Here is a 26415-nt window from a genome sequence, read left to right as displayed (position 1 = left end):
AGCTATGAATTTCAGGCCCCTCGGACCGACAGTACGTCACCCGTCGGACGCCGCCGCACGGTAGCTTTTCCCCCGTCGAACCAGAGGCACCACGCCGATCGGTCCGGTAAATTACATCACGTCACATACTGTCCCTTTTCAGGAGATTAACTCCCGATGCTGTTTACTGTTGACAACCTCGGGAGCCGGCCCGAATGTGGCCATTGGGGCAGGATGTCTGGTGCTGTCCTCACCGCGACCGGTACGGACGCGAGGCCGCTGGGGAAGGCGAACCTCGTCCCACACTGGAGGTCCCGGTGACGACACGTGGAGTTCTGTACGTTCACTCCGCACCGCGCGCGCTGTGTCCGCACGTCGAATGGGCAGTAGCGGGCGTACTCGGTGTGCGGGTCAACCTCGACTGGATCAGGCAGCCGGCCTCGCCCGGAACCTGGAGAGCCGAGTTCTCCTGGCAGGCACAGCCAGGCACCGCATCACAGCTCGCCTCCGCGCTGCGCGGCTGGCATCTGCTGCGCTTCGAAGTCACGGCAGAGCCGTGCCCGACGGCTGAGGGCGAGCGCTACAGCTCCACTCCCGGACTCGGCATCTTCCACGCCGTCACCGGCATGCACGGCGACATCCTGATCCCCGAGGACCGGCTGCGCGCCGCGCTCGCCCGCTCGGTGCGGGACGAGACCGACCTGGAGGCCGAGATCTCCAAGCTGCTCGGCAAGCCGTGGGACGACGAACTCGAACCCTTCCGGTACGCGGGCGAGGGCGCACCGGTCCGCTGGCTCCACCAGGTCGTCTGACGCTCCGCCACCCCAGCGCGACGTACGACGAAGGCCCCACCGGGAGTGTCCCGGCAGGGCCTTTCGGCGTATGCGGATCAGACGGAACGGAACGCCAGGACGACGTTGTGGCCGCCGAAGCCGAACGAGTTGTTGATCGCGGCGATCGAACCCTCGGGCAGCTTGCGCGGCTTGTCGCGCACGATGTCCGCGCCGTCCTCGCCGATGAACCCGTCCAGTTCGTCGATGTTGATGGTCGGCGGGGCCATGCGGTGGTGCAGCGCCAGGACCGTCGCGACGGTCTCGATGCCGCCGGCGCCGCCCAGCAGGTGACCGGTCATCGACTTGGTGGCCGAGATCGCCACATGGTCGAGGTCGTCGCCGAGGACCTTGCGCAGCGCCTTCACCTCGGCGAGGTCGCCCTGCGGGGTCGACGTGGCGTGCGCGTTGAGGTGCACGATCTCGGTCGGCTTGAGCCCGGTGTCGTCGAGCAGGTTCTGCATCGCGGCGGCGATTCCGCGGCCGCTCGGCTCGGGCTGCGCGATGTGGTGGGCGTCCGCGGACAGACCCTGGCCCACGACCTCGCAGTACACCCGCGCACCACGCGCGGCGGCGTGCTCGGCCGACTCCAGGACGACGACGCCCGCGCCCTCGCCGAGGACGAAGCCGTCACGGCCGGTGTCGTACGGACGCGACGCCTTCTCCGGCTCTTCGTTGCTCTTGGACATCGCCATCATGTTGGCGAAGGCCGCGATCGGCAGCGGGTGGATCGCCGCTTCCGTGCCACCGGCGACCACGACATCGGCGCGGCCCGTACGGATCATCTCGACGGCGTAACCGATGGCCTCGGCACCGGACGCGCAGGCGCTGACCGGGGTGTGCACGCCCGCCTGGGCGTTGACCTCGAGGCCGACGTTGGCGGAGGGGCCGTTCGGCATGAGCATGGGCACGGTGTGCGGGGAGACGCGGCGTACGCCCTTCTCCTTCAGCACGTCGTACTGGTCGAGCAGGGTGGTGACGCCGCCGATGCCGGATGCGATGACCGCGCCCAGACGCTCGGGCTGGATCTTGGCGTCCTCGCCGGCCTTGTCGATGTAACCGGCGTCGGCCCACGCCTCGCGGGCCGCGATCAGCGCGAACTGCGCCGAGCGGTCCAGCTTGCGGGCCAGCGGACGGGGCAGTACGTCGCCCGGGTCGACGGCCGCGAGGGCCGCGATACGGACGGGCAGTTCGGCGAAGCGCTCGCCCTCGAGGGGCTTGACGCCGGATCGTCCCGCCATCAGACCTTCCCAGGTCGATGCGGCGTCGCCACCCAGCGGGGTTGTTGCGCCGATACCGGTGACGACCACGGTGCGATTGGTCGGGCTCACAGGAATTCTTTCTCCACGTGTAGAGGGTGCTGAATTTTTACGGCGCCACCGCCGGGTGGCGACACACGATCGGCCGGATCAGGCCTGGTGCTTGAGGATGTAGCCGGCAGCGTCGCCGACCGTCTTGAGGTTCTTGACGTCCTCGTCGGGGATCTTGACGTCGAAGCGCTCTTCGGCGGCGACGACGACCTCGACCATGGACAGCGAGTCGACGTCCAGGTCGTCGGTGAAGGACTTGTCCAGCTGGACGTCCTCGGTGGGGATACCGGCGATCTCGTTGACGATCTCGGCGAGACCGGTGACGATCTCTTCCTGAGTGGCGGCCATTGTGGCGCTCCTTCGGTGTTTGAACAGAGAGGGAATTGGTAAAACAGCAGGCCCGAAAGGTTCCGGACCCGCCTAGGGGAGGGTAACGACCGTCGCGGCGTAGACGAGACCCGCCCCGAAGCCGATGACGAGCGCGGTGTCGCCACTCTTCGCCTGCCCGGTCGCCAGGAGCCGCTCCATTGCGAGCGGAATCGAGGCGGCCGAGGTGTTACCGGTGGTTTCGATGTCGCGGGCGACCGTGACATGCTCCGGCAGCTTCAGCGTCTTCACCATCGAGTCGATGATCCGCATGTTCGCCTGGTGCGGAATGAAGACGTCCAGATCATCCGCGGTGATCCCGGCCGCGTCCAGCGCCTGCTGGGCGACCTTCGCCATCTCGAAGACGGCCCAGCGGAAGACCGCCTGGCCCTCCTGCGTGATGGCCGGGAACCTCGCGACCTCGCTGTCGCGGTAGTCCGACCACGGAATGGTCTGCTTGATCGTGTCGGACTTGTCGCCCTCGGAACCCCACACGGTCGGGCCGATGGCCGGTTCCGTGGCGGGGCCGACGACGACGGCGCCCGCACCGTCACCGAACAGGAAGGCCGTCGCGCGGTCCTCCAGGTCGGTCAGGTCCGAGAGCCGCTCCACGCCGATGACGAGGACGTACTCGGAACTGCCTTCGACGACCATTCCCTTGGCGAGGGTCAGGGCGTAACCGAAGCCGGCGCATCCGGCTGAAATGTCGAAGGCAGCGGGCTTGTTCGCGCCGATCCTGTCCGCGATTTCGGTCGCGACGGCCGGCGTCTGCTTGAAGTGCGAGACGGTGGAGACGATGACTCCGCCGACCTGCTCGGGCGTGATCCCGGCGTCGGCGATCGCCTTCCCCGCGGCCTCGACGGACATCATGGCCACGGTCTCCTCGTCGGAGGCCCAGTGGCGGGTCACGATGCCGGAGCGGGAGCGGATCCACTCGTCGGACGAGTCGATCGTCTCGAGGATCACCTCGTTGGGCACGACACGGGTCGGGCGGTAGCCGCCGACACCCATGATCCGCGCGTACGGGGCGCCCTTGCTGGGCTTGATCTTCGACATGCTCTCTCGGGCTCCTATCGGGCCGCGTGCTCAGCGATGAGCGCGCGGGCCGCGTCGAGGTCGTCGGGGGACTTGAGCGCGAGGGTCTTCACACCGGGCAGTGCGCGCTTGGCGAGGCCGGTCAGCGTGCCACCCGGGCACACCTCGATGAGCGCGGTGGCGCCCAGCTTCTCGAAGGTCTCCATGCACAGGTCCCAACGGACCGGATTGGAGACCTGGCTGACCAGGCGGGCGACGACCTCGGGCCCGGTCGCGACGGTCTTGCCGTCGGCGTTCGAGACGTAGGTGATGGCCGGGTCCGAGACGACGAGGTCCTGGGCGGCCTTGCCCAGTTCGGCGACCGCCGGGGCCATGTGGTGCGTGTGGAACGCGCCGGCGACCTTGAGCGGCACGACGCGGCGTACGCCCTCGGGCTTGTCCGCCTCCAGAGCGGCGAGCTGCTCGGCCGTGCCGGCGGCCACGATCTGGCCCGAGCCGTTCACGTTGGCCGGGGTCAGGCCCAGCTTCTCCAGATGCGGGACGACGATCTCGGGGTCACCGCCGAGCATTGCCGACATGCCGGTTTCGGTGACGGCGGCGGCCTGGGCCATGCCGAGGCCACGCGTACGTACGAAACCGAGCGCGGCCTCTTCGGTGAACACACCGGCATACGCGGCGGCGGTGATCTCACCGACGCTGTGACCCGCGACCGCGGAGACATCCGCGCGGACGTTCAGCGCAGCGGCGGACAGCAGACCGGCGGCGACCAGCAGGGGCTGGGCGACCGACGTGTCGCGGATCGCGTCCGCGTCGGCCTGCGTGCCGTAGTGGACAAGGTCGAGCCCGATGGCGTCGGACCAGGCGGCGAGCCGGTCTGCGGCGCCGGGGAGGTCGAGCCAGGGAGTCAGGAAGCCGGGCGTCTGGGCGCCTTGGCCGGGAGCGACGAGTACGAGCACCCTCACACTCTCTCTTGTGGACGGCCCAACAGGCCCGTGGGGACAGGGACCAAGAACCGTCGGGGGAATTGTTGGTGTTCGACAAAAGTCTAGGACTGCGTATCTCCGTCGGCCAGGCGCCCCAGGATGAGTGCGATCCGCAGCGTGAAAGCGGAACGCACATCGGAGGGTGACCAGCCGGTGACGTCTGTCACACGTCGGAGCCGGTAGCGCACGGTGTTGGGGTGTACGAAGAGCATCCGCGCCGCACCTTCGAGGCTGCTCGCCTGCTCCAGATACACACTCAATGTCTCCAGGAGCGCCGAGCCCGCTTCTTCCAGCGGTCTGTAGATCTCCTCCACCAACTGCTCCCGCGCCGCAGGGTCGGAAGCGATCGCACGCTCCGGCAGCAGATCGTCCGCCAGAACGGGGCGCGGCGCGTCCTGCCACGCCTGGCACGCCTTCAGCCCGGCGGCCGCGGCCTGCGCGGACCGGGTGGCGGCGAGCAGATCGGGGACCACGGGCCCGGCGACCACGGGCCCGGCGGCGTACGGGCCGATCAGGGCCTTCGCGACCTGGAGCGGGTTGTCGCTGCCGCCCGCGATGACCACCAGGCGGCTGCCGAGCACCCCGGTCAGGACCTGGAGCTTCGCGTGCCGGGCGGCCCGGCGGATGGCCTCGACCGTCAGCTCCGAGTCGCCGTCGGGCGCGGTGCCGAGGACGACGCAGACATGTTCGGGGGAGTTCCAGCCGAGCGCGGCGGCCCGCGACACCGCACCCTCGTCGGCCTCGCCGGACAGCACCGCGTTCACGACGAGCGATTCGAGACGTGCGTCCCAGGCACCGCGCGCCTCCGCGGCCTGCGCGTACACCTGGGCGGTCGCGAAGGCGATCTCGCGGGCGTACACCAGCAGGGCCTCGCGCAGGATCGACTCGTCGCCGGGGGCGGCGACCTCGTCGATCGCGCTCTCCATGACCTCGATCGTCGTACGCACCATCTCGACGGTCTGGCGCAGGGTGATCGCTCTGGTCAGCTCGCGGGGCGCGGTGCCGAAGACGTCGGTGGAGATGGCCTGCGGGGTCTCGGGATGCCGGAACCACTCGGTGAACGCGGCGATACCGGCCTGGGCGACCAGGCCGATCCACGACCGGTTCTCCGGTGGCATGGCCCGGTACCACGGCAGCGTCTCGTCCATGCGGGCGATCGCGTTCGCGGCGAGACGGCCGGAGGACTTCTCCAGTCGGCGCAAAGTCGCGGCGTGCGGGTGGGCGGCGTTCGCGGCGGGCTGCTCAGGATCGGGTTGGGGCACGGGACAAGACTGCCTTATCAGGACGGGTGCGCGGCGGGCCGGGTGCCCAGCGTTGTTCCTGGCCGGGTCTACGGTGGGCTCTGTGATTTCCGTACGGCGTGACGCAGACCGCTTTCGCGGAGGCGATGCCTCCGCCGGCATCGAGTCCCTCCACGCCTTCTCCTTTGCCCACTTCTACGACCCCGACCACCTCCGCTTCGGCGCGATCCTCGCCTGCAACGAGGAGCGCCTCGCCCCTGGCGCGGGCTTCGACGAGCACCCGCACAGTCACACCGAGATCGTTACCTGGGTCGTCGAGGGCGAGCTGACCCACCGCGATTCCGCCGGTCACGCGACCGTCGTACGCCCCGGGGACGTCCAGCACCTCAGCGCGGCCGACGGCGTGCGGCACGTCGAGCGCAACGACGGGGGTGAGCCGCTGCGCTTCGTGCAGATGTGGCTGTCGCCGCTGGTGCCCGGCGGCGACCCGGCGTACGAGATCGTGCGCGGCATCGCCGACTCCACGCCGTACGCCGTTCCGGCGGCCGGCGCGATGCTGCATGTGCGGCGGCTCGCGGCCGGCGAGCGTACGGCCGTACCGGACGCGGCGTACGTGTACGGGCATGTCGTACGGGGTCAAGTGCGCTGCGAAGGCGAGGACTTGGGGCCCGGGGACGCCGTTCGGATCACGGAGTCGAAGGACCTGGAGATCGTCGCCGCCGAGGCGGCCGAGCTGCTGCTGTGGGAGATGTCAGGCTGAGCGGCGCGACTCCGCGAGCACCGCGTCGGTGAAGGGCGGCCAGGCCTCGGCCGCCCAGGGCCCCCAGGCGCGGTCCGTGAGGGCCACGCAGGCGACGCCCGCGTCGGGGTCCACCCACAGGAACGTGCCGGACTGGCCGAAGTGTCCGAACGTACGTGGCGAGGACGAACTGCCCGTCCAGTGCGGGGACTTGGAGTCGCGGATCTCGAAGCCGAGGCCCCAGTCGTTCGGGTTCTGGTGGCCGTACCCCGGCAGTACGCCCTTCAGTCCCGGGTGCACGACGGAGGTCGCGTCGGCGACCGTGCGCGCGTCGAGCAGACGCGGCGCCTGGAGCTCGGCGGCGAAACGGGACAGGTCGTCGACGGTCGACACGGCGTCCTTGGCCGGGGAGCCGTCCAGCGAGGTGGACGTCATGCCGAGCGGTTCGAGCACCGCCTGGTGCAGATAGTCGGCGAAGGGGATGTCGGTCGCCTTCGCGATGTGGTCGCCGAGGACCTCGAAGCCCGCGTTGGAGTAGAGCCTGCGGTCGCCGGGCGGCGCCATCACGCGGTGCTCGTCGAAGGCGAGGCCGCTGGTGTGGGCGAGGAGATGCCGGACCGTGGAGCCCTCGGGCCCGGCCGGCTCGTCGAGCTCGACGGCGCCTTCCTCGTACGCGACGAGTGCGGCGTACGCGGCGAGCGGCTTGGTGACGGAGGCGAGCGGGAAGCGGTGCGCCGTCGGGCCGTGCGACCCGAGAACGGTGCCGTCCGCCCGTACGACGGCGGCCGCCGCGGTGGGTACCGGCCAGTTCTCGATCATCCGCACGCTGTCCATGCGTACGAGCGTAAAGGCTCTACAGCGTCAGCCGCATCGAGGGGTCGGGCCAGACGTAACCGACGGAGCCGTGCGGATTGCCGGAGCGGCCGATGCGGTACTCGACGGTGCCGACGGCGAGCGCGGCCAGAGCCCCGGGCCGGTCCGGGTGGTCGACGACCAGGGCGGCGAAGTCCCCGTCCGGGTCGGCGAGTTTCTTCCGTACGGTCGGGAGGGACTCGGCGTGCCAGTCCGGTGGGGGTACCTCCCTGCTCGAGCGAAGTCGAGAGCTTGGGGGAGTGTCGGCAGAGAAGACCGAATCGATCACGACTTGGCGCAGGCGGATCACCTCTGCGGCGTCGGCGGCGGTCGCGCGGCGTACGGGGCACATGCCGTGGACGCTAGTCAGCACGTACGGAAACTTCTTCCCGTTTTCGGTTGCTTGGAGTGCACTCCAAGGTCCTAGCGTGGTGGCCATGACCGTGATGGAGACCGCCCTCACACGCACCCATTCCTGCGCCGACGGACCACGGGCACACCCCCGCCCCGAAGGCCAGGACCACTACACGATCAGCGAGGTCGCCGCGCACACCGGGCTCACGGCGTACACCCTGCGCTGGTACGAGCGGATCGGGCTGATGCCGCACGTGGACCGGTCGCACACCGGCCAGCGGCGGTTCCGCAACACCGACCTGGACTGGCTCGCCTTCGTCGGCAAGCTCCGGCTGACCGGGATGCCGGTCGCGCACATGGTGCGCTACGCCGAGCTGATGCGGGAGGGCGAGCACACCTTCGAAGAGCGGCAGGAACTGCTGGAGTCGACACGCAGGGATGTGCGATCCCGGATCGCCGAGCTGAACGACACGCTCGCCGTACTCGACTTCAAGATCGACTTTTACGCGGACGCCCGGCGGGCGTCGGAGAGGGCCTGAACCCCATGAGCGACAGCAGGATCGAAAAAGCACAGCTCGGCACCGGCGGACCGGAGGTCGGCGTCCAGGGGCTCGGCTGCATGGGCATGAGTTTCGCCTACGGGCCGACGGACGCGGGCGAGGCGCGGGCCACGCTCGAACGGGCGCTGGAGCTGGGCGTCACGCTGTACGACACGGCGGACGCGTACGGGGCGGGGGAGAACGAGACCTTCCTCGCACCGTTCGTCCAGGCACACCGGGACGAGGTCGTCATCGCGACGAAGTTCGCGCTGGCGGTGGACCCGGACGACCCCACGAAGCGGATCATCCGGAACGACCCGGCGTACATCAGGCAGTGCATCGAGGGCAGCCTCAAGCGCCTCGGCGTCGACGAGATCGACCTCTACTACATGCACCGGCGCGATGTGAACGTCCCCATCGAGGAGACCGTCGGTGTCATGGCCGAGCTGGTCCGCGAGGGCAAGGTCAAGCACCTCGGGCTGAGCGAGGTGACCGGCAACGAACTGCGGGCGGCGCAGGCCGTGCACCCGATCGCGGCGGTGCAGTCCGAGTGGTCGCTGTTCAGCCGCGACATCGAGGCGGGCGTGGTGCCGGCGGCTGCGGAACTCGGCGTGGCACTCGTGCCGTACTCGCCGCTCGGGCGCGGCTTCCTGACCGGGGCGTTCGTCAGCGCCGAGAAGGAACTGAGCGAGGACGACTTCCGCCGGCACCAGCCTCGCTTCAACGGCGACAACGCGTCGGCGAACGCTGCGCTGCTCGACCCGGTGCGGAAGCTGGCCGAGGGGCGCAGCGCCACGCTGGGGCAGGTCGCGCTGGCGTGGGTGCAGCAGCAGGCGCAGGTGCACGGCCTGGCGGTGGTGCCGATTCCGGGGACGCGGAAGCGGGTGCGGGTGGAGGAGAACGTGGGCGCGACGCGGCTGTTGCTCACGGAGACGGAGTTGGAGCTGCTTGAACCGATCGCGGGGCAGGTGGCGGGGGGCCGGTACGCGGACATGACGTTTACGTCGGCGGGGCGGGAGTAAGGCGCGCCCCCCGCAAAGGGGGGACAAGGCCCCGCGCAGCAGCCCCAGCCCCCACCTTTCCCCCCGCCGTCACGCCAGCCCCAGCGCGAACACGGCGAACCCCGCCGCCAGCAACCCCGCCGCCGCCCGCCGCACCCTCGTCGCCTTCGTCCACGGCGCCTCAAATGCGCGCGCGTACTTCCCGATCAGCACCAGCAACGCGCCGAACACCGGCAGCCAGGCCGCCCTCGCCAGCACCCAGCCCAGCGAGTCCGGGGCGCTGGTCAGCCCCGGGACCGTACCCACCAGCAACGAACCCGGCACCGCCGACGCGAGCATCGCCGTCTGGTGCCAGCACAGGATCGTCATCGCGGACAGGTTGACGACGACGACCGGCGCCCACAGCGCAGGCCGCCGCAGCAGCTTGCCGATGCGGTCGCGGAGCAGGATCGCCGCGCCGCTCTGCGCCGCCGCGAGGGCCAGGACCAGCAGGGACGGCGGGTGTGAGTTGGTGCGCGCCTCGCCCGGTACGCCCACCATGGATGCCGGGTAGTGGAACGCCGTCAGCAGCGCCGCGAACAGCACCGCGCCGCCGATCAGCAGCATCGCCCCGCCCCGCCTGCCGATGCGCTTGTCGCCCCAGCACACGCCGAGTTGGTACGCGAAGAGCCACCCGGGCAGCAGGTTGAGCAGGCTCAGCCAGGACGGCATCGCGTCGGCGTACGGCCCGTAGCGCAGGAAGTCGACGACGGCCACGGAGCCGATGAGGGGCGCGGCGGCCCAGGCGCCCATCGTCCGGCCGGCGCGTATGCAGTACGGCGTCAGGGCGGTCACCGCCGCATACACACCCACGAACCACAGCGGCTGGATGACCAGCGTCGACCCGGTCCGCAGGGTCGTACCCGGCACGCCCATCGCGTACAGCACCGGAAGCATCACCGCCCACACGGCGGTCACCCCGAGCACCGGCCGGCCGAGGCGCGCGATGCGACCGCGCAGCCACTCGCCGGTCGAGCCCTTGTGGCGGCGGTACGAGAGGACCGACGCGTACCCGCCGACCAGGAAGAAGATGCCCAGCATCTGGAGCACCCAGCTCAGCGGTGCGAAGCAGCCGAACGACGAGAGCGGGCTGGCGTTGCGCAGCGCGTTGCCGCTTTCGCTGTCGAGCGTGAAGCCGCCGAGCATCCAGTGGCCGGTCGGGACGGCGAGGAGGGCGAGCGCGCGCAGTCCGTCGATGGCGCGGTCGCGGTGGGCGGGGGTCTGCGCGTCGATCCTGGTCGCGGTCTTCCGCAAAGCGCTGACGGCAGTCATCACAGCTCTCCCACGGTGATGGCGGCGAAGGTACGCAGGGATTCGGTGCCGGGGACGAAGTAGCCGGTGTGGCCTTCGGCGTTGTCGGCCGGTACGCGGCGGGCACCGAAGGCGGGTTCGGTGGGGTCGGTGCCGTGCCCCAGGCCCGCGAACTCGACGTTCGGGACCTTGGAGATCCAGTCGGAGGGGTCCTTCGCCGCCCACACCCGCGCGTCGGTGTGCATGTCGTCGACGTCGGCGACCCGCATCCCGGGGGAACCCAGCGCGACGACATCGGCGGCGTCCAGGCGGGGCGCGGCGAGGCCGCAGACCACCGAGCCGTAGCTGTGGCAGAACACGGCAGGGTCCGGGGCGCCGGTGGCATCGAGGCCGTCCGTCAGCCGTGCCAGGCGTTCGGCGCCCGCCTCGGCGAGGTCGCCGGTGGCGGCGTCGATGCCTACGCCGACGGGGGTGGTGTAGCCGGCCCAGGCGATCACGGCGGTGCGGTGGCTCTTCGTCGAGTCGTAGAGGGACTTCGCCATGCCGGCCGGGGTGCCGTACACGTCGTTCGTACGGTCGAAGGTCCTGGCATCTATGTCGGAGCCGGGGACAACAACAGCCACGTGCTCCGCCTCGCCCAAATCGCCGTACACCTCGGCGACTTGGCCACGGACGCGCGGGTCGAACGCGAGGATCTGGCGGCCCGGCTTCGCGAGACGGTCGAAGCCCTCGGCCTGCGCGGCGCGGGAGTTGGCCTCGTACCGGAGCTCCACGGGGGCGCCGTCGAGGTTGCCGACGACGAGCGGGTGGCGGCGGGCGAGGTCCTGCCGACGGTTCTGGCTCAACCCGGCGAAGAAGTGGGCGACTTGTTCCGGCGTGCTGGCTGCGGGGTCGGGCAGCCCTTCTGCGCGCCAGGCGGAGCTGCCGGGGGGTGGGCCGGTGACGGCCTCCTGCGCATTCCCGGAGGCCCAGCCCGCCGTGCCCGCAACGACGGTGGTCGCGAGCGCGACGGCAACCAGGGTCCTCTTGTAGCGGCGCATGATTCCGTCTCCCTTTTCTCGTCCAGTGGCTGGCGGAGAGGAAGGTAGGAAGACGACGCGGGCGGGGGCGTCACACCGGGGAGCCAAGTCGGGGGTGCTACTTGGGTAGGGGTGGGGGTAGTTGATCCCGCGCGGGGTTTCGCTTGCGCCGGGTGGGTCCTTGCGGGGTTGGCTGGCGCCGGTGGGCGGTGTGCGGGGCTTGGCTTGCGCCGGGTGGGCCCCGTGCGGGGTCGGGCCGCTCCGGGGGCGCCATTCGGGACTGCATGATTTAGCTGCGGTGCGGGGGCTGCGTGTGCGAGGCCAGTAACTGGCGCACAAATCACGCTTTACGTCCCGAACAGCGCCCCCTGCGCGTCCCGCCCCCTCGCGCCGGTGGGTGGTGCCGACGCCGGTTGCCTGGCGGGGTTTCGGCCGGGGGTCCGGGGGTTGTCCCCCGGGCAGGCACAGCACGTCCCGAACAGCGTCCCCTGCGCGTCCCGCCCCCTCGCGCCGGTGGTCCATCCGGCCCCGCTCGCCGGGGGTGCCACCCCTGTTCAGCCTTGCCGTCGACCGGCGCCGTCGACCGGCGCCGGTCGGTGTTGGCGACGTACGGGAGGGGGACGGGGCCGTAGGGAGGGGTGTTCGGGACGTAAAACGTGATTTGTGCGCGGGACGCCGGGAGGGCTTTCGGTGACCCGGGATCGCAGCTAAATCATGCAGTCCCGAATGCCGCTCCCGTAGGCCCCGGCCCCCGGCACCACCACAGGCCCCGCAGCGTCCCGCCCCCGGCAGCGCGCCCCCGGCAGCGCACCGGCGCGAATCCCGCTACGACCCCGGCGACACCAACCCCGACTCGTACGCGAAGACCACCGCCTGCGCCCGGTCCCGCAGGTCGAGTTTCGCCAGGACGCGCCCGATGTGCGTCTTTACCGTCTGCTCTGCCAGCACCAACCGCCCCGCGATCTCCTGGTTCGACAGGCCCCGGGCAATCAGCTCCAGGACCTCCGTCTCGCGCGGCGTAAGCCCGTTGAGCCGCAGCGAGGGGTCCCGGCGCGGAGCCGGTCGCCGGCGGGCGAAGTCGGCGATCAGACGCCGCGTCACCGACGGCGCCAGCAGCGCTTCCCCGGCCGCCACCACCCGTACCGCCGAGATCAGGTCCGCGGGCGGCGCGTCCTTCAATAGGAAGCCGGACGCCCCGGCGCGCAGCGCCTCGTACACGTAATCGTCCACGTCGAAGGTGGTGAGCATCAGCACCTTCGGCCGGTGCACGACGCCCACCGGCGGATCCAGCAGCTCGCGCGCCGCGGCCAGCCCGTCCATCTCAGGCATCCGGACGTCCATGAGGACCACGTCGGGATGCGTGGACCGGCTGACGTCGACCCCCTGCCGCCCGTCCGGCGCCTCGCCCACCACGTCGATGTCGCTCTGCGCCGAGAGCAGCGCGGCGAACCCCGCCCGCACCATGGCCTGGTCGTCGACGATGATCACGCGGATGGTCATGGGGAGGAGGACTCCTTCGCGCCGATGGGAAGCCGGGCGGCGACCCGGAAGCCGCCGTCCGGCAGCGGACCGGTGTCCAGCTTGCCGCCGGTCAACCGTACGCGCTCACGCATCCCGACCAGCCCGTGACCGCCCGCCCCGCTCGCCTCCACCGGCGCTGTGCGGCCCGCGGCGGGCCCGTTGACGACGAGGACGATCAGGTCGGTGCCGTCCGAGGAGACCGACACCCGCGTAGTGGCCCCCGGCGCGTGCCGCACCACGTTGGCCAGGGCTTCCTGCACGATGCGGTACGCCGACAGGTCGACGGCCTGCGGCAGTTGACCCGGGTCGGAGAGGCCCGCGGCGAGGGACAGTTCGGCCGGCACCCCGGCCCGTACCGTCGCTTCGACGAGCTGCTGGAGCCGGTCGAGGCCCGGCTGCGGGGCCAGTTCGCCGGTGGCGTCCTCGCTGCGCAGCACCGCGAGGAGCCGCCGCATCTCGGTCAGCGACTCCCGCGCGCTGGTCGCGATCGAGGCGAACTCGTCCTGGACTTCGGGCGAGAGACCCCCGACCCGGTACGGCGCGGAGTCGGCCTGGACGGTGATGACGGACATGTGATGGGCGACGACATCGTGCAACTCGCGTGCGATGCGTGTCCGTTCCTCAAGCAGTGTGCGCCGGGAGCGCTCCGCCTCGCTGATGGTCTCCTGCTCGACCAGCCGCCGCTGTACGTCGCCGCGCTCGCGCAGCGCGCCGCCGATCACCAGGACCACCGCGCTCAGCACGATCATCAGCACGTCCGTGCCGTCGGTCTCCGCGGGGAAGAGCGTGCCGAGGAGGAGGCCGACGAGGCAGGTGACGAGCCAGACCCCGATCAGCGTCCGGCGCGTCTCGCGCAGCGCCAGCGCGAGCATCAGGAAGAGGTAGCCGACGATGACGGGCGGGCTCCACGGCCAGATGTCGTCCTTGCCGAGACCGTCGAGCAGGAAAAGACTCCCGACGGCATCGGCGGGAAAGATGATCCACCACGCCTGGAGCGGCCGGTGGCCGATCATCAGCAGCGGAAGCGCCTGCGCGGCGGCGATGGCCCCGGCGAGACCGCCCGGCACGGCGTAGTCGTTGGCGAGGACCGAAATGGTGACGGGCAGCAGCGTGGCTGTGAGCGCGAGCACCGCGGCGTACGCCAGGAGCCGCTGCCAGCGGCGTGGGGCGTCGGCGAACAGGGGGGTCGGCGCGTGCGAGGGGTGGCTCACGGCGTGGGCGAGGGCGTGCATGTTGCGGCGTCCGGCGGTGATCAGGCCGTCGGAGGGGGGCGGGGGAGCGGAAGGTTCGGTCATGGCTCGGTCAGCGTAGGCAGCCGACCCCCGCCGGCGCGTCATACCGGGGTCCGGAAGCAGACCTCATACCCCGGTATGACACGCCCCGCTCACAGCTCCGCGGGTCACAGTTCCGCGAGGCGCAGTCCCGCGAGTCACAGCTCCGCGAGCAGTTCCGCCTTCTTCGCGCTGAACTCCTCGTCGGTGACGAGACCGGCCTGGTGCAGATCGCCGAGGTGCCGTATCCGCTCGGCGATGTCCGCGGGGTCGCGCCGCCCGTGCGCGACGCGCACGGCCTCGACGGGCACCGCGTCCACGGGGGCCGCGCTCCCGCTCCGCACGGCGCCGAGGACCGCCGCGGCGAACGGCAGGGATTCGTGCACCGGCCCGTATCCGAGGCCGAAGACGACGGCAGCCGGGTCCTGGTCGGCCTGGGCCGGCTGCGGCGCGCTGACTCCGCCATTTCCGGTGTCAGCGCGCCGCAGCAGCCGCAGGTAGCCGTCGAAGATGTCGGGGGAGCGCCACTCCACGCCGTGCAGGTCCTGGACGGGGAAGCTCTGGTCGCCCGCTTTCCACTTCGCGGACGACGCCCCAGTCCAGAACCAGCGGAAGGAGACGTGCGACCCGTCGAAGGACGCCTTCCCGTCGTACGCCTTGAAGTGCAGCGGCGCCTCGGGCGCGGGCACCAGGAACTTCTCGGCGGGCACCTTCGCCTCGGGCACGAGGAGGGCACGCAGTTCGTCGGCGTAGTACTCGGCGAGCGTCTCGCGCTCGGCGGGCAGCACCAGCCGGTACGGGTCGGAGCCGTCCCGCAGCTGTCCGGCCGCAGCCTCCATCAGCGGGTCGGCGCCCGGTCTTGGGGTCGCGTGCAGAACGACTGTGCCGCGCTTCCCCGGCGTCAGGGTCACCGACGCCAGCGCCTCGTGCGGGACACGTCGCTCACCGATCGCCTGGAACAGCTTCGGCGTGCGGATCCCCCGTTCGAAGCGGATGAGCACGGAGTCGCTTTCGAACTCCCAGGTGGCATGAATTCCGGCCAGCACATCACCCATGCGGCTCATCGTATGCGGCGTGCGCCCGCGCGTCGCCCCTCGGAGCCCCGCGCGATGCTGAGGGCCGCCGCGACGATCTACGCGCGTCAGGTCGCTTCCCCGCCGGAAATTCCACTCCGGCAGGCCCCGCTGCCGCCCGCACAGCTCACCGTGCCGTACGAGCCGACGCCTATCCCGGCGAAGTTGCTGAGGCTCTCGGTGCCCGGCTCGAAATAGCCGGTGTGTCCGACTGCGCGGGCTGCGGAGAAGACCCGGGCACCGAACTCCGGTGTCACCGGGTCCGCGCCGTGACCGAGCCCGCCGACCGCCAGATACGGCACACCCTGGATCCAGTCGTCGCCGTCCCGGGTGGCCCACACGCGAGCCCCGGTGCGCAGCTGCTTGGCGCTGTCGACCCGCATTCCGGGACTGCCGGCGACCGCGATGTCGGAGACGCGCGACGGCAGTTCGGGGGCGGCGACGCCGCAGACCACGGAGCCGTAGCTGTGGCAGAAGAGGGACACCTTCGAGTCACCGGGCAGCGCCCGCACGAGCGAGGTGAGCCGCTTGGAGCCGTCCCTGGCGAGCTTGCCGATGGCCGCGTCCATGCCGACACCGGAGGGCGAGGTGTAGTCGGCCCAGGCGATGACGGCGATACGGGTACGGGGCGCTGCCGCACGCTCGGCGGCGTACAGCGATTTCGCCATGCCGACGGGGGCGGTGTACTTGCGGCGTGTCCGCTCGAAATTCACCACATTGGTGTCCACGCCGGGGACGACGACCGAGACCCGCTGCGCGCGCCCGAGGTCGCCGAAGACCTCGGCGACCTGGCCGGAACCCGCGGGGTCGAAGGCCAGGATCTGCCGGTCGCCGTTCATGAGCGACGCGAACCGGTGCATCCTGCGGTCCGCCGCCATGCGGCCTTCCGGGGTCAGCCGTTTGTCGTGCATGCGCTGCAGCTCGACTGTGCGCGCCTCGCCGAGGGCACGGTGGTTGGCGCGGTAGCGCAGAGTGAGCGGGGCGCCGTTCATGTTGCCGACGACCAGCGGGTAGCGGTCGACGAGCCGGCCCCGTTGCGTCGCGGTGAGGGAGGCGAAGAAGCGGGCGAGCCGGTCGGGCGCCGACCCGGCCTCCGGCAGCTCGCGGCCGTCGATGCCGCCCCGGGCCCAGGCGGCGAGCGATGCCCCGAGCGGATCGGATTCGTCCTTGTGGTGGCGTATCGCCGTCCATCCGGAGGTCGCCAGCAGGACGAACACCACGGCGAGAGCGATCAGCGCGCGCCATGCGTTGAGGGTGGGGGAGGAGTCGAAGGAAGTCACTATCGAGCCACCCTAGGAGACGCGGGAGGCTCGCCGCGAAGACCGTGACTCAGATCACGTTTCAAACGGGCGGTGGTGAAGGCCTGTTCACGCTTTGTGTACAACCGGCTCGCGCGCCGGAGTGCGCCAGTCGGCCGCGAGCGCCGGTTCGAGGTGGTCCCGGTAGAGCTCGGTCAGTGCCCTGATCGACTCGATGCTGACATCCTCGCTCTGCCCCCACTGGGCGCCGTAATGGCCACCAGGGTCGACAACGACCTGCCAGCGAACTGGGCCGACGCGAAGCTGCCGCCGCTCACGCCCGCGCAGCTCGACCAGGCCTCCACCGTGATCGAGACGGGCGGCGCCCCGGTCCCGCCGAAGGCTCCGCAGCCGGTCGACGAGGCGATCACCTCGGTCGCGCATGACACGTTCGTGTCGGGCATGGGCCTGGCCTTCACCGTCGCCGGCGTGGTCGCGGTCGTCGCGGCGCTGGTCGCCACGCTGACGAAGCGCGGCGCGAACGCTGGGGGTCCCACCGGACGGAGTTTGGGGGAGGGTGCGGGCGGAGCCCGCATCTGACGTCAACCCGGTGCGTACGACAGCCCCGCCGGACGGTTCCGGCGGGGCTGTCGCCTATCCGGGTGGAACGTCCCCCGGCCCCTTCCGCCCCGCGTCGTCGCAGGTCAGTGTGCAGTCAACTGATCCGCACGACACGGGGGTTGATCCAGATGCGTACGACCGTACTCGCGGCCGGAATCCTGACCGTCGCGGCACTCCTGCCGCAGACCGCCCACGCGGCACCACCGCGCCTCGGTAGCTGTGCCACCGGCGAGCTCTGTCTCTGGGCGAAACCGGACTTCAAGGGCGGGCGTCAGGTCCACGAACTGGCCGGCACCGACATCGAAAGCTGCGTCCCACTGCCACCGGGCACGGACGCCCAGTCCTTGGCCAACCGGACGGGGCGGCCGGTGACGACGTACCAGTCGGGGGAGTGCGAGGAAACGGGCGAGTTCGAGACGTATCCGGGAGGGGGGACGTGGGTGCCGCAATCTCCCTACCGGGTGAGGGCGTTCAAGGTGTGGGAGAACTGAACGGGCCGTTCCGGCGAACCGGCCCGAGACCCTCAGCGGGCCGCAGGCCGGTCCGCGGCGGGCGCAACCGGGTCGGCCCCCTGAGCGGGCACCTGCGCCGCAGCCCCGCCCGAAAGCCGGCCGACCTCCGCCCGCAGTTCCCGCACCTCCGCGGTCAACGCTTCGAGGAGCGCCGTCTGACGGCGCTCCTCGACGTCGTCCCGCTCGAAGCGGGAGATGAACCAGGCCGCGATGTTCGCGGTGACGACACCGAGCAGCGCGATACCCGACAGCATCAGGCCCACCGCGAGCATCCGCCCGAGCCCCGTCGTCGGGGAGTGGTCGCCGTACCCGACCGTGGTCATCGTCGTGAACGACCACCACACCGCGTCACCCAGCGTCTTGATGTTCCCGCCCGGCGCACCGCGCTCGACCTCCAGCACGGCCAGCGAGCCGAACATCAGCAGGCCGAGCACCGCGCCCCCGACGTACGTCGTCAGCTGTATCTGGGGGGCGACCATGGCGCGTCGGCCGACCAGCAGCAGGGTGGCGACGAGCCTCAGCAGTTGCAGCGGGCGCAGCAGCGGCACAAGCACCGCGAGCAGGTCCAGCGGGTGACTGCGCACGAACAGCCACTTGCTGGGCGCCAGAGCAAGCCGTACGAGGTAGTCCAGGGCGAAGGCACCCCAGACCACCCACTCGGTGATCAGGCATATCCGGCGCACCGCGCCGTTGGCGTCGGGCGCGACGATCGGCACCGCGTATGCGACGGCGAATGCCACCGCCAGCCACAGCAGGACCCCCTGCGTGCGCTTCTCCCACCGGCTCTGCGCCGTCTGCACCTTCATGCCCGCATCGTATGGAACGTGCAACGAGGGAAGAGCGGAAGGGGCGGCGGGACCTCATGAGGTCCCGCCGCCCCTTCCCACCGACAACCGCGGTTACGCGTCGCCGCCCGCCGCCCCCGGATCAGCCGCCGCCACATCGAGCAGCCGGTACCGGTCGACAGCCTGCTTCAGCGCCGAGCGGTCGACCTTGCCCTCCTTGGCGAGCTCGGTGAGCACCGCGAGGACGATCGACTGCGGGTCGATGTGGAAGTACCGGCGGGCCGCACCACGCGTGTCGGCGAAGCCGAAGCCGTCCGCACCGAGCGAGGAGTACGAGCCCGGAACCCAGCGCGAAATCTGGTCCGGAACCGAACGCATCCAGTCGGAAACAGCCACGAACGGCCCCTGCGCACCCGACAGCTTCTGCGTCACGTACGGCACGCGCTGCTCCTCCTCCGGGTGGAGCAGGTTGTGCTCCTCCACCGAGACGGCATCGCGGCGCAGCTCGTTCCAGGAGGTGGCGGACCAGACGTCGGCCTTGACGTTCCACTCGTCGGCGAGGATCTGCTGAGCCTCGACCGCCCACGGCACCGCCACACCGGAGGCCATGATCTGGGCCGGAACCGCGCCCTTCTCGCCCTCCTTGAAGCGGTAGATGCCCTTGAGGATGCCGTCGGTGTCGACGTTCTCGGGCTCGGCCGGGTGCTGGATCGGCTCGTTGTAGACGGTCAGGTAGTAGAAAACGTCTTCTGCGTTCTCGCCGTACATCCTCCGCAGACCGTCCTGGACGATGTGCGCGATCTCGTACCCGAAGGCCGGGTCGTACGCGACACAGCCCGGGTTCGTCGAGGCGAGCAACTGCGAGTGGCCGTCCGCGTGCTGGAGGCCCTCACCGGTCAGAGTCGTACGCCCGGCGGTCGCACCCAGCACAAAGCCGCGCGCGAGCTGGTCGGCCATCTGCCAGAACTGGTCGCCGGTCCGCTGGAAACCGAACATCGAGTAGAAGACGTACACCGGGATCAGCGGCTCGCCGTGCGTGGCGTACGCCGAACCCGCGGCGATCAGCGACGCCGTGCAGCCAGCCTCGGAGATGCCGTCGTGCAGCATCTGACCGGTCGGGGACTCCTTGTACGCGAGCAGCAGATCGCGGTCCACCGCCTCGTACTGCTGACCCAGCGGGTTGTAGATCTTCGCACTCGGGAAGAAGGCGTCCATACCGAAGGTGCGGTACTCGTCGGGCGCGATCAGCACGAAACGCTTGCCGATCTCCTTGTCCCGCATGAGGTCCTTCAGTACACGCACGAAAGCCATGGTGGTGGCGATCGACTGCTGACCGGACCCCTTCTTTGCGGCCGAGTACGTCTTCTCTTCCGGCAGTGGCAGCGGCTTCGCCCGTACGACACGGGTCGGTACGTACCCGCCCAGCCCATTGCGCCGGTCGTGCATGTACTGGATCTCTTCCGAGTCGCGACCCGGGTGGTAGTACGGCGGGTAGCCCTCGTCCAGCTGCTTGTCCGTGATCGGGATGTGCAGCCGGTCGCGGAAGCGCTTCAGGTCCTCGACCGTCAGCTTCTTCATCTGGTGGGTCGCGTTGCGGCCCTCGAAGTTCGGCCCCAGCGTCCAGCCCTTGACGGTCTGGGCGAGGATCACGGTCGGCTGGCCCTTGTGCGCCTTGGCCGCCGCGTACGCCGCGTACACCTTCTTGTGGTCGTGACCGCCGCGGCCCAGGTGCAGGATCTGGTCGTCGGTCATGTTCTCGACCATGGCGCGCAGCCGGTGGTCGTCACCGAAGAAGTGCTCGCGGATGTACGCGCCCGTCTCCGTGGCGTACGTCTGGAACTGGCCGTCCGGCGTCGTGTTCAGCTTGTTGACCAGCACACCGTCGCGGTCCTGGGCGAGCAGCGGGTCCCAGCTCCGGTCCCAGACCAGCTTGATGACATTCCAGCCGGCGCCGCGGAACTGCGACTCCAGCTCCTGGATGATCTTGCCGTTGCCGCGCACCGGGCCGTCGAGGCGCTGCAGGTTGCAGTTGACGACGAAGGTCAGGTTGTCCAGGCCCTCACGCGCGGCGATGGACAGCTGGCCGAGCGACTCGGGCTCGTCCATCTCGCCGTCGCCGAGGTATGCCCAGACATGCGACTTGGAGGTGTCGGCGATGCCGCGCGCCTCCATGTAGCGGTTCATCCGCGCCTGGTAGATCGCGCCGAGGGGGCCCAGACCCATCGAAACGGTCGGGAACTCCCAGAAGTCCGGCATCAGCCGCGGGTGCGGGTAGGACGACAGGCCGTACGGCGCCTTCGACTTCTCCTGGCGGAACGCGTCGAGCTGCTGCTCGCTCAGCCGGTCCAGCAGGAACGCGCGGGCGTAGATACCGGGGGAGGCGTGCCCCTGGAAGAAGATCTGGTCGCCGCCGTCGCCCTCGTCCTTGCCGCGGAAGAAGTGGTTGAAGCCCACGTCGTACAGCGAGGCGGAGGAGGCGAACGTGGCGATGTGACCGCCGACGCCGATACCCGGGCGCTGCGCGCGCGACACCATCACGGCCGCGTTCCAGCGGGTCGCGTTGAGGACCTTGCGCTCGATCTCCTCGTTGCCGGGGAAGAACGGCTCGTCCTTGGTGGCGATGGTGTTGACGTAGTCCGTGCTGCGCATCTCGGGGACGGCGACGCGCTTCTCTCGCGCGCGCTCGATGAGACGGAGCATCAGGTAGCGGGCACGCTCACGGCCCCGCTCGTCGACGGCGGCGTCGAGGGAGTCGAGCCATTCCTGGGTTTCTTCGGGATCGAAGTCCGGGACCTGGCTCGGAAGGCCGCCAATGATGATCGGATTGCGATCGGATCCGGAAGCCACGCTGTTCCTTCGCTGGTTGGGTCGTGAGGGGTGTCGCGCCGCCTCCATCGTGTACCCCGGGAACGCAAACGTCATCTCTACCGAGGGGTAACCCCCGCCCGGTGAGAAGGCTCGTCGTCAGCCCCAGGACGGGTCCGGGGATGGATCCGGGGATGGATCCGAGGATGGGTCCGGCCAAATCGCAACCTTACGCCCAACACGTTCACGCGTTCCGTAAGGCTGTTCGCCCTCGAACGGCCCACCGAAGCCGCGTAGGCTTACAAAAGTGTCGGAATGGGGTGTGGGATGAGTCACCGGACGGCCTGTGGCCGGGTCTGGAGTTGCGGTGAACCCGCCCTATCCGTCACCGTTTCGGCTGTCTCCACGGCCGGGTACTTGCGCGATCGGTCCCGCACGTGTGGACTACGGCCAACGCCCACGCACGCGCGTGGACTGAAGGTATTCCCCAAAACATGATCAGGAGGCAATCCGTGAGCGCGACCGCGGACCACGCGGAGGAGCGGACCAACCCGGCAGCACGCCTGGGGTTCGAGCCCGGACAGGTGGTCCAGGAGATCGGCTACGACGACGACGTCGAGCAGGAACTCCGTGAGGGTATTGAGGCCATCACCGGCCAGGAAATCGTCGACGAGGATTACGACGACGTCGCTGACGTCGTTGTTCTCTGGTTCCGTGACGAGGACGGCGACCTTACGGACGCGCTGGTGGACGCCATTGGTCTGCTCGAGGACGGCGGCCAGGTGCTGCTGCTGACTCCGAAGACCGGCCGCGACGGGTACGTCGAGCCCAGCGACATCAGCGAGGCCGCCCAGACGGCTGGTCTTTCCCAGACCAAGACCGTCAGCGCGGGCAAGGACTGGAGCGCCGGCCGGCTGGTGACCCCGAAGGCAAAGCGCTGAGCCACCGCCGCGTCCGAGCAGACTCCTCATGAGCAGGCTGCGCCCAAGGCGAACCAAGGCCCCCGCCGACATCAGTCGGCGGGGGCCCTTTGCGTAGGCTGTCTCACCCGTACAGATCACCCCGTACAGATCACCCCGTACAGACCCGCAAAGATCACCTCTGAAGGGACGGCGTTTCATGGCGATCGAGGTCGGCACCCAGGCCCCGGACATCGAGCTCAAGGACAACCACGGCCGGACCGTGAAGCTCTCCGCCTTCCGCGGCGAGAAGAATGTGGTGCTGCTCTTCTACCCGTTCGCCTTCACCGGTGTCTGCACGGGCGAGCTGTGCGCGCTCCGTGACGAGCTGCCGCAGTTCGTCAACGACGACGTGCAGCTGCTCGCCGTCTCCAACGACTCGATCCACACGCTCCGCGTCTTCGCCGACAAGGAGGGCTTCGAGTACCCGCTCCTGTCGGACTTCTGGCCGCACGGTGAGGCCTCGCGCGCGTACGGCGTCTTCGACGAGGAGAAGGGCTGCGCGGTGCGCGGCACCTTCATCATCGACAAGGCTGGCGTGGTGCGCTGGACCGTCGTGAACGCGCTGCCCGACGCCCGCGACCTGAACGAGTACCTCAAGGCGCTCAACAACCTCTGAGACCCACCGGCCCCGGAGCTGTCTTCCGCAGCCGAAAAATCGGGACTTGGCAGCTGCTGCGGGCGGGAACCGGTCACTAGGATCGAGTCGTTGATCCGATACCAGCGCAACACGGGGGGGCCTCGGCCCCTCGACATCACATGGGAGGACTCGTGGGAGTCAGCCTCAGCAAGGGCGGCAACGTCTCGCTGACCAAGGCCGCCCCCAACCTGACCGCGGTCATCGTCGGTCTGGGCTGGGACGCTCGTACCACCACCGGGGGTGACTTCGACCTCGACGCCAGTGCCCTGCTGACCAACACGGAGGGCAAGGTCACCAACGACTCGAACTTCGTCTTTTTCAACAACCTCAAGAGCCCCGACGGTTCCGTCGAGCACACCGGTGACAACCTCACCGGTGAGGGCGAGGGCGACGACGAGGTCATCAAGGTGAACCTGGCCGGTGTGCCGGCCGACGTCGCCAAGGTCGTGTTCCCCGTCTCGATCTACGAGGCCGAGGCACGGCAGCAGAGCTTCGGCCAGGTCCGCAACGCGTACATCCGCGTCGTGAACCAGGCCGACAACGCGGAGCTCGCGCGCTACGACCTGAGTGAGGACGCCTCGACCGAGACCGCGATGGTCTTCGGTGAGCTCTACCGCAACGGTCCGGAGTGGAAGTTCCGGGCAATCGGCCAGGGTTACGCCTCGGGCCTGCGCGGCATCGCGCAGGACTTCGGCGTCAACGTCTGAGTTCTGAGCCAGACCGCCTTCCCGTCCGGCGCCGCACGCGAGATGTGCGGCGCCGGACGTGCCTGACCACTCATCCGTACCGCGGGGAGGAAGCAAGATCATGGGCGTTACGCTCGCCAAGGGAGGCAATGTCTCCCTTTCCAAGGCCGCACCGAACCTCACTCAGGTCCTGATCGGGCTCGGCTGGGATGCGCGCTCCACCACCGGAGCCCCCTTCGACCTCGATGCCAGCGCACTGCTGTGCGAGAACGGCCGGGTGCTCGGCGACGAGTACTTCGTCTTTTACAACAACCTCAAGAGCCCCGAGGGCTCCGTCGAGCACACTGGTGACAACCTGACCGGTGAGGGTGAGGGCGACGACGAGTCGCTGTTGGTCGACCTCTCCCAGGTGCCCGAGCGCGTGGACAAGATCATTTTTCCGGTCTCCATCCATGACGCAGACAATCGCGGCCAGACATTCGGCCAGGTCAGCAATGCTTTCATTCGCGTGGTGAATCAGGCCGACGGTCAGGAACTCGCTCGCTACGACCTCTCCGAGGACGCCTCCAGCGAGACCGCGATGATCTTCGGTGAGGTGTACCGGTATGGCGGCGAGTGGAAGTTCCGGGCCGTAGGACAGGGGTACGCGTCGGGCCTCCGAGGCATCGCCCTAGACTTCGGGGTCAACGTTTCGTAAAGCCGCGCACGGCGCGGGGGAGACCCGTACTTACACGATGGGGTAACCAGTGGTTCTCAAAACCTTCGGCTGGTCCTTTGCCGTCACGGCAATCGGACTGGCATTCGCCGCCTGGCAGTGGGGGTGGGAGGCGTTCGGGGTCGTACTGATCCTGTCGATCCTCGAGATCTCACTGTCCTTCGACAACGCGGTGGTCAACGCCGGAATCCTGAAGAAGATGAATGCCTTCTGGCAGAAGATCTTCCTCACCATCGGCATCCTGGTCGCCGTGTTCGGTATGCGGCTGATCTTCCCCGTAGCCATCGTCGCCATCAGCGCCAAGGTCGGCCCGATCGAAGCGATCGAGCTGGCGATGGACAATCCCGATCAGTACGAGTCGCTGGTCACGGACGCCCACCCGGCGATCGCCGCCTTCGGTGGCATGTTCCTGTTGATGATCTTCCTGGACTTCATTTTCCAGGAGCGCGACATCAAGTGGCTGGGCTGGCTGGAGCGTCCGCTGGCCAGGCTCGGCAAGATCGACATGCTGTCGGTCTGCATCGCGCTGATCGTCCTGATGGTCACGGCGATGACCTTCGCCCAGCACGCGCACACCAGCACGGGCTACCTGGACAAGTCGGACACCGTCCTGCTCTCCGGCGTCGCCGGCCTGATCACGTACCTCATTGTCGGCGGCCTCTCCGGCCACTTCGAGAACAAGATCGAAGAGGAAGAGGAGCGGGAGCACGAGGAGGAGGAGAAGGCCAAGGCGGAGGGCAAGCCCGTTTCCGTGGTCGGCCTCGCGGGCAAGGCCGCGTTCTTCCTCTTCCTCTACCTGGAAGTCCTCGACGCGTCCTTCTCGTTCGACGGTGTCATCGGCGCCTTCGCGATTACGAACCACATCTTCTGGATGGCGCTCGGCCTCGGCATCGGCGCGATGTACGTACGTTCGCTCACGGTCTACCTGGTCCGCCAGGGCACCCTTGACGACTACGTCTTCCTGGAGCACGGTGCGCACTACGCGATCGGCGCGCTCGCGGTCATCCTGCTCGTCACCATCGAGCACGAGATCAGCGAGATCATCACCGGTCTTGTCGGGGTCTTCCTGATCGCCGCGTCGTTCTGGTCCTCACTGCACCGCAACAAAAAGATCGCTGCCGGCGGGGGAAGTGACGGCACCCCCGGCGAGAAGGCCGAGATCTCGTCCGGGGTGTGACCCAGCAGATGGTGTGACCCGGCAGGTATTGAGGAACGCTCTGACGTGGGGCGGTCACGAGGCATTGGCCTCGCGGCCGCCCCGCGGCGTGAGTCCCGCGGCTTTACGAGACACCTGGGGGTGGGATGGCTTTCTGGGACAGCCTGCGACGGGACAGGGCGGAGCAGTTCGCGTCCGGCAGTGCGGCAACCAACGCGATCGAACTGACCAAGCGGCACCCGACGGTCTCGCTCAGCAAGCAGGGCGCCGACAGCGGCAATCTGCGGGTCAACCTGTCCTGGCGGATGCGGACTTCCGACATCGGGGGCAGGCAGCGGCGCGGCGGCAGCGTCTGGCGGCGGCCGTTCAAGTTCTTCCAGCCGGAAGCGGTCCAGGCGCACACCCAGGGCGTGGTCAATGTCGACCTCGACCTGGGCTGCCTGTACGAGCTGGCGGACGGCACGAAGGGCGTGGTGCAGCCGCTGGGCAGCTTCTTCGGCAGCCTGAACGCGCCGCCGTACATCAAGCTCAGCGGCGACGACCGGTTCGGCGCCCCGTCGGGCGAGACGATCTATGTGAACCTCGACCAGCGCGAGTCGATAAAGCGACTACTGGTCTTCGTGTACATCTACGACCAGACGCCGGCCTTCGACCGTACGCACGCCGTGGTCACGCTCTTCCCGAGCAACGGCCCGCGGATCGAGATCGAGCTCGACGAGCGTGCTCCGCAAGCGCGTTCGTGCGCGGTCTTCACCGTCGAGAACGTCAAGGGCGATCTGGTGGTGCGGCGCGAGGTGAAGTTCGTCTACGGCTTCCAGGCGGAGCTCGACCGGCTGTACGGGTGGGGCCTTCAGTGGGGGCGCGGCTACAAGGCGAAGACCTGACAGAGGTTCAC

The 26415-nt window shown here is 69.4% G+C and carries 25 protein-coding genes and 2 pseudogenes; 12 read left to right on the top strand and 15 right to left on the bottom strand.

Annotated elements, in window-relative coordinates; translation table 11 throughout:
- Positions 1-296 precede the first annotated feature (296 nt).
- Entirely contained in the window at positions 297-791 is a 495-nt protein-coding gene (locus PXH83_RS07245) for a DUF3145 domain-containing protein (protein WP_214916964.1), read from the top strand.
- Positions 792-868: 77 nt separating this feature from the next.
- Here the strand turns inward: PXH83_RS07245 and PXH83_RS07240 are convergent, their stop codons facing one another.
- The 5 genes from PXH83_RS07240 to PXH83_RS07220 all read right to left on the bottom strand — a co-directional run bounded on the left by PXH83_RS07240 (position 869) and on the right by PXH83_RS07220 (position 5765).
- Positions 869-2140 (bottom strand): beta-ketoacyl-[acyl-carrier-protein] synthase family protein, encoded by a 1272-nt coding sequence (locus PXH83_RS07240; protein WP_274557943.1) that lies wholly within the window; start codon positions 2138-2140, stop codon positions 869-871.
- Between the two features lie 78 nt (positions 2141-2218).
- Positions 2219-2467 carry an acyl carrier protein gene (locus PXH83_RS07235; protein WP_274557941.1) on the bottom strand — a complete coding sequence of 83 codons (249 nt, stop codon included), beginning with the start codon at positions 2465-2467 and terminating at the stop codon, positions 2219-2221.
- A gap of 72 nt (positions 2468-2539) precedes the next feature.
- On the bottom strand, positions 2540-3541 hold the full coding sequence (locus tag PXH83_RS07230; protein WP_274557939.1) for a ketoacyl-ACP synthase III: 1002 nt from the start codon (positions 3539-3541) through the stop codon (positions 2540-2542).
- 14 nt (positions 3542-3555) lie between these two features.
- Positions 3556-4476 carry an ACP S-malonyltransferase gene (locus PXH83_RS07225; RefSeq protein ID WP_274557938.1) on the bottom strand — a complete coding sequence of 307 codons (921 nt, stop codon included), beginning with the start codon at positions 4474-4476 and terminating at the stop codon, positions 3556-3558.
- Between the two features lie 89 nt (positions 4477-4565).
- Positions 4566-5765 (bottom strand): PucR family transcriptional regulator, encoded by a 1200-nt coding sequence (locus PXH83_RS07220; RefSeq protein ID WP_214916950.1) that lies wholly within the window; start codon positions 5763-5765, stop codon positions 4566-4568.
- Positions 5766-5847: 82 nt separating this feature from the next.
- Here PXH83_RS07220 and PXH83_RS07215 point away from each other — a divergent pair, with 82 nt between their 5' ends.
- Positions 5848-6504 (top strand): pirin family protein, encoded by a 657-nt coding sequence (locus tag PXH83_RS07215; RefSeq protein WP_274557935.1) that lies wholly within the window; start codon positions 5848-5850, stop codon positions 6502-6504.
- On the opposite strand, the gene PXH83_RS07210 is transcribed toward PXH83_RS07215, so the two are convergent.
- Both PXH83_RS07210 and PXH83_RS07205 read right to left on the bottom strand, forming a co-directional pair.
- Positions 6496-7317 carry a serine hydrolase domain-containing protein gene (locus tag PXH83_RS07210; RefSeq protein ID WP_274557933.1) on the bottom strand — a complete coding sequence of 274 codons (822 nt, stop codon included), beginning with the start codon at positions 7315-7317 and terminating at the stop codon, positions 6496-6498. The two genes, PXH83_RS07215 and PXH83_RS07210, sit on opposite strands and share 9 nt — an antisense overlap.
- A gap of 31 nt (positions 7318-7348) precedes the next feature.
- Positions 7349-7687: pseudogene (locus PXH83_RS07205) on the bottom strand (GNAT family N-acetyltransferase); the annotation flags it as partial.
- Positions 7688-7772: 85 nt separating this feature from the next.
- Here PXH83_RS07205 and PXH83_RS07200 point away from each other — a divergent pair.
- Together PXH83_RS07200 and PXH83_RS07195 are read left to right on the top strand one after the other, a co-directional pair.
- Positions 7773-8228, top strand: coding sequence for a MerR family transcriptional regulator (locus tag PXH83_RS07200; RefSeq protein ID WP_274557931.1), 456 nt, complete (start codon positions 7773-7775; stop codon positions 8226-8228).
- Between the two features lie 5 nt (positions 8229-8233).
- Positions 8234-9250, top strand: a complete 1017-nt coding sequence (locus PXH83_RS07195) for an aldo/keto reductase (protein ID WP_274557929.1) — start codon at positions 8234-8236, stop codon at positions 9248-9250.
- Positions 9251-9319: 69 nt separating this feature from the next.
- Here PXH83_RS07195 and PXH83_RS07190 read toward each other — a convergent pair whose 3' ends face one another.
- The 6 genes from PXH83_RS07190 to PXH83_RS07165 all read right to left on the bottom strand — a co-directional run bounded on the left by PXH83_RS07190 (position 9320) and on the right by PXH83_RS07165 (position 16683).
- Entirely contained in the window at positions 9320-10540 is a 1221-nt protein-coding gene (locus PXH83_RS07190; RefSeq protein WP_274557926.1) for an acyltransferase family protein, read from the bottom strand.
- Positions 10540-11559, bottom strand: coding sequence for an alpha/beta hydrolase (locus tag PXH83_RS07185; protein ID WP_274557923.1), 1020 nt, complete (start codon positions 11557-11559; stop codon positions 10540-10542). The genes PXH83_RS07190 and PXH83_RS07185 overlap by 1 nt, the downstream gene beginning before the upstream one ends.
- Before the next feature lie 804 nt (positions 11560-12363).
- Complete coding sequence (locus PXH83_RS07180) at positions 12364-13038, bottom strand: response regulator (RefSeq protein WP_274557921.1); 675 nt, start codon at positions 13036-13038, stop codon at positions 12364-12366.
- Positions 13035-14354, bottom strand: coding sequence for a sensor histidine kinase (locus PXH83_RS07175; protein WP_274557918.1), 1320 nt, complete (start codon positions 14352-14354; stop codon positions 13035-13037). Before PXH83_RS07175 ends, PXH83_RS07180 begins: the two co-directional genes overlap by 4 nt.
- 134 nt (positions 14355-14488) lie before the next feature.
- A complete protein-coding gene (locus PXH83_RS07170; RefSeq protein WP_274557916.1) occupies positions 14489-15385 on the bottom strand; it encodes a DUF4429 domain-containing protein in 897 nt (298 codons plus the stop codon).
- Between the two features lie 86 nt (positions 15386-15471).
- On the bottom strand, positions 15472-16683 hold the full coding sequence (locus PXH83_RS07165) for an alpha/beta hydrolase (protein WP_274557914.1): 1212 nt from the start codon (positions 16681-16683) through the stop codon (positions 15472-15474).
- A 219-nt stretch (positions 16684-16902) separates the two neighbouring features.
- Between PXH83_RS07165 and PXH83_RS07160 the strand changes: the two are divergent.
- A pseudogene (locus tag PXH83_RS07160) lies at positions 16903-17241 on the top strand (MFS transporter); the annotation flags it as partial.
- Positions 17242-17390: 149 nt separating this feature from the next.
- Complete coding sequence (locus PXH83_RS07155; RefSeq protein WP_274557912.1) at positions 17391-17753, top strand: peptidase inhibitor family I36 protein; 363 nt, start codon at positions 17391-17393, stop codon at positions 17751-17753.
- Positions 17754-17785: 32 nt separating this feature from the next.
- Here PXH83_RS07155 and PXH83_RS07150 read toward each other — a convergent pair whose 3' ends face one another.
- The gene (locus PXH83_RS07150) at positions 17786-18580 is read right to left on the bottom strand and encodes a potassium channel family protein (RefSeq protein WP_274557909.1); all 795 of its coding nucleotides are present in this window, start codon (positions 18578-18580) and stop codon (positions 17786-17788) included.
- A gap of 93 nt (positions 18581-18673) precedes the next feature.
- Entirely contained in the window at positions 18674-21406 is a 2733-nt protein-coding gene (gene aceE / locus PXH83_RS07145; RefSeq protein ID WP_274557907.1) for a pyruvate dehydrogenase (acetyl-transferring), homodimeric type, read from the bottom strand.
- 470 nt (positions 21407-21876) lie between these two features.
- On the opposite strand from aceE, the gene PXH83_RS07140 reads away from it, so the two are divergent.
- The 6 genes from PXH83_RS07140 (at position 21877) to PXH83_RS07115 (ending at position 26404) form a co-directional block, all read left to right on the top strand.
- Positions 21877-22305 carry a DUF3052 domain-containing protein gene (locus PXH83_RS07140; protein WP_214916844.1) on the top strand — a complete coding sequence of 143 codons (429 nt, stop codon included), beginning with the start codon at positions 21877-21879 and terminating at the stop codon, positions 22303-22305.
- Between the two features lie 178 nt (positions 22306-22483).
- Positions 22484-22942: a peroxiredoxin gene (locus tag PXH83_RS07135; protein ID WP_274557904.1), complete on the top strand. Its 459-nt coding sequence runs from the start codon at positions 22484-22486 to the stop codon at positions 22940-22942.
- 152 nt (positions 22943-23094) lie between these two features.
- Positions 23095-23670: a TerD family protein gene (locus tag PXH83_RS07130; protein WP_214916838.1), complete on the top strand. Its 576-nt coding sequence runs from the start codon at positions 23095-23097 to the stop codon at positions 23668-23670.
- A gap of 100 nt (positions 23671-23770) precedes the next feature.
- The gene (locus PXH83_RS07125) at positions 23771-24346 is read left to right on the top strand and encodes a TerD family protein (protein WP_214916836.1); all 576 of its coding nucleotides are present in this window, start codon (positions 23771-23773) and stop codon (positions 24344-24346) included.
- 49 nt (positions 24347-24395) lie between these two features.
- A complete protein-coding gene (locus PXH83_RS07120) occupies positions 24396-25541 on the top strand; it encodes a DUF475 domain-containing protein (protein WP_274557899.1) in 1146 nt (381 codons plus the stop codon).
- 125 nt (positions 25542-25666) lie between these two features.
- Positions 25667-26404, top strand: a complete 738-nt coding sequence (locus tag PXH83_RS07115) for a TerD family protein (protein WP_274557896.1) — start codon at positions 25667-25669, stop codon at positions 26402-26404.
- Positions 26405-26415: the final 11 nt, after the last annotated feature.

Source organism: Streptomyces spiramyceticus (genome assembly GCF_028807635.1).
Taxonomy (GTDB): Bacteria; Actinomycetota; Actinomycetes; order Streptomycetales; family Streptomycetaceae; genus Streptomyces; species Streptomyces spiramyceticus.
The sequence above is the reverse complement of the archived record's forward strand: the minus strand, read 5'-3'. Positions and strand labels throughout refer to the sequence as shown.

Coding starts and splice junctions, on each gene's coding strand:
- PXH83_RS07235 (WP_274557941.1), bottom strand. CDS start 2,467: ATGGCCGCCACTCAGGAAGAGATCGTCACCGGTCTCGCCGAGATCGTC.
- PXH83_RS07230 (WP_274557939.1), bottom strand. CDS start 3,541: ATGTCGAAGATCAAGCCCAGCAAGGGCGCCCCGTACGCGCGGATCATG.
- PXH83_RS07210 (WP_274557933.1), bottom strand. CDS start 7,317: ATGGACAGCGTGCGGATGATCGAGAACTGGCCGGTACCCACCGCGGCG.
- PXH83_RS07200 (WP_274557931.1), top strand. CDS start 7,773: ATGACCGTGATGGAGACCGCCCTCACACGCACCCATTCCTGCGCCGAC.
- PXH83_RS07195 (WP_274557929.1), top strand. CDS start 8,234: ATGAGCGACAGCAGGATCGAAAAAGCACAGCTCGGCACCGGCGGACCG.
- PXH83_RS07190 (WP_274557926.1), bottom strand. CDS start 10,540: ATGACTGCCGTCAGCGCTTTGCGGAAGACCGCGACCAGGATCGACGCG.
- PXH83_RS07185 (WP_274557923.1), bottom strand. CDS start 11,559: ATGCGCCGCTACAAGAGGACCCTGGTTGCCGTCGCGCTCGCGACCACC.
- PXH83_RS07180 (WP_274557921.1), bottom strand. CDS start 13,038: ATGACCATCCGCGTGATCATCGTCGACGACCAGGCCATGGTGCGGGCG.
- PXH83_RS07175 (WP_274557918.1), bottom strand. CDS start 14,354: ATGACCGAACCTTCCGCTCCCCCGCCCCCCTCCGACGGCCTGATCACC.
- PXH83_RS07170 (WP_274557916.1), bottom strand. CDS start 15,385: ATGGGTGATGTGCTGGCCGGAATTCATGCCACCTGGGAGTTCGAAAGC.
- PXH83_RS07155 (WP_274557912.1), top strand. CDS start 17,391: ATGCGTACGACCGTACTCGCGGCCGGAATCCTGACCGTCGCGGCACTC.
- PXH83_RS07150 (WP_274557909.1), bottom strand. CDS start 18,580: ATGAAGGTGCAGACGGCGCAGAGCCGGTGGGAGAAGCGCACGCAGGGG.
- PXH83_RS07135 (WP_274557904.1), top strand. CDS start 22,484: ATGGCGATCGAGGTCGGCACCCAGGCCCCGGACATCGAGCTCAAGGAC.
- PXH83_RS07125 (WP_214916836.1), top strand. CDS start 23,771: ATGGGCGTTACGCTCGCCAAGGGAGGCAATGTCTCCCTTTCCAAGGCC.
- PXH83_RS07115 (WP_274557896.1), top strand. CDS start 25,667: ATGGCTTTCTGGGACAGCCTGCGACGGGACAGGGCGGAGCAGTTCGCG.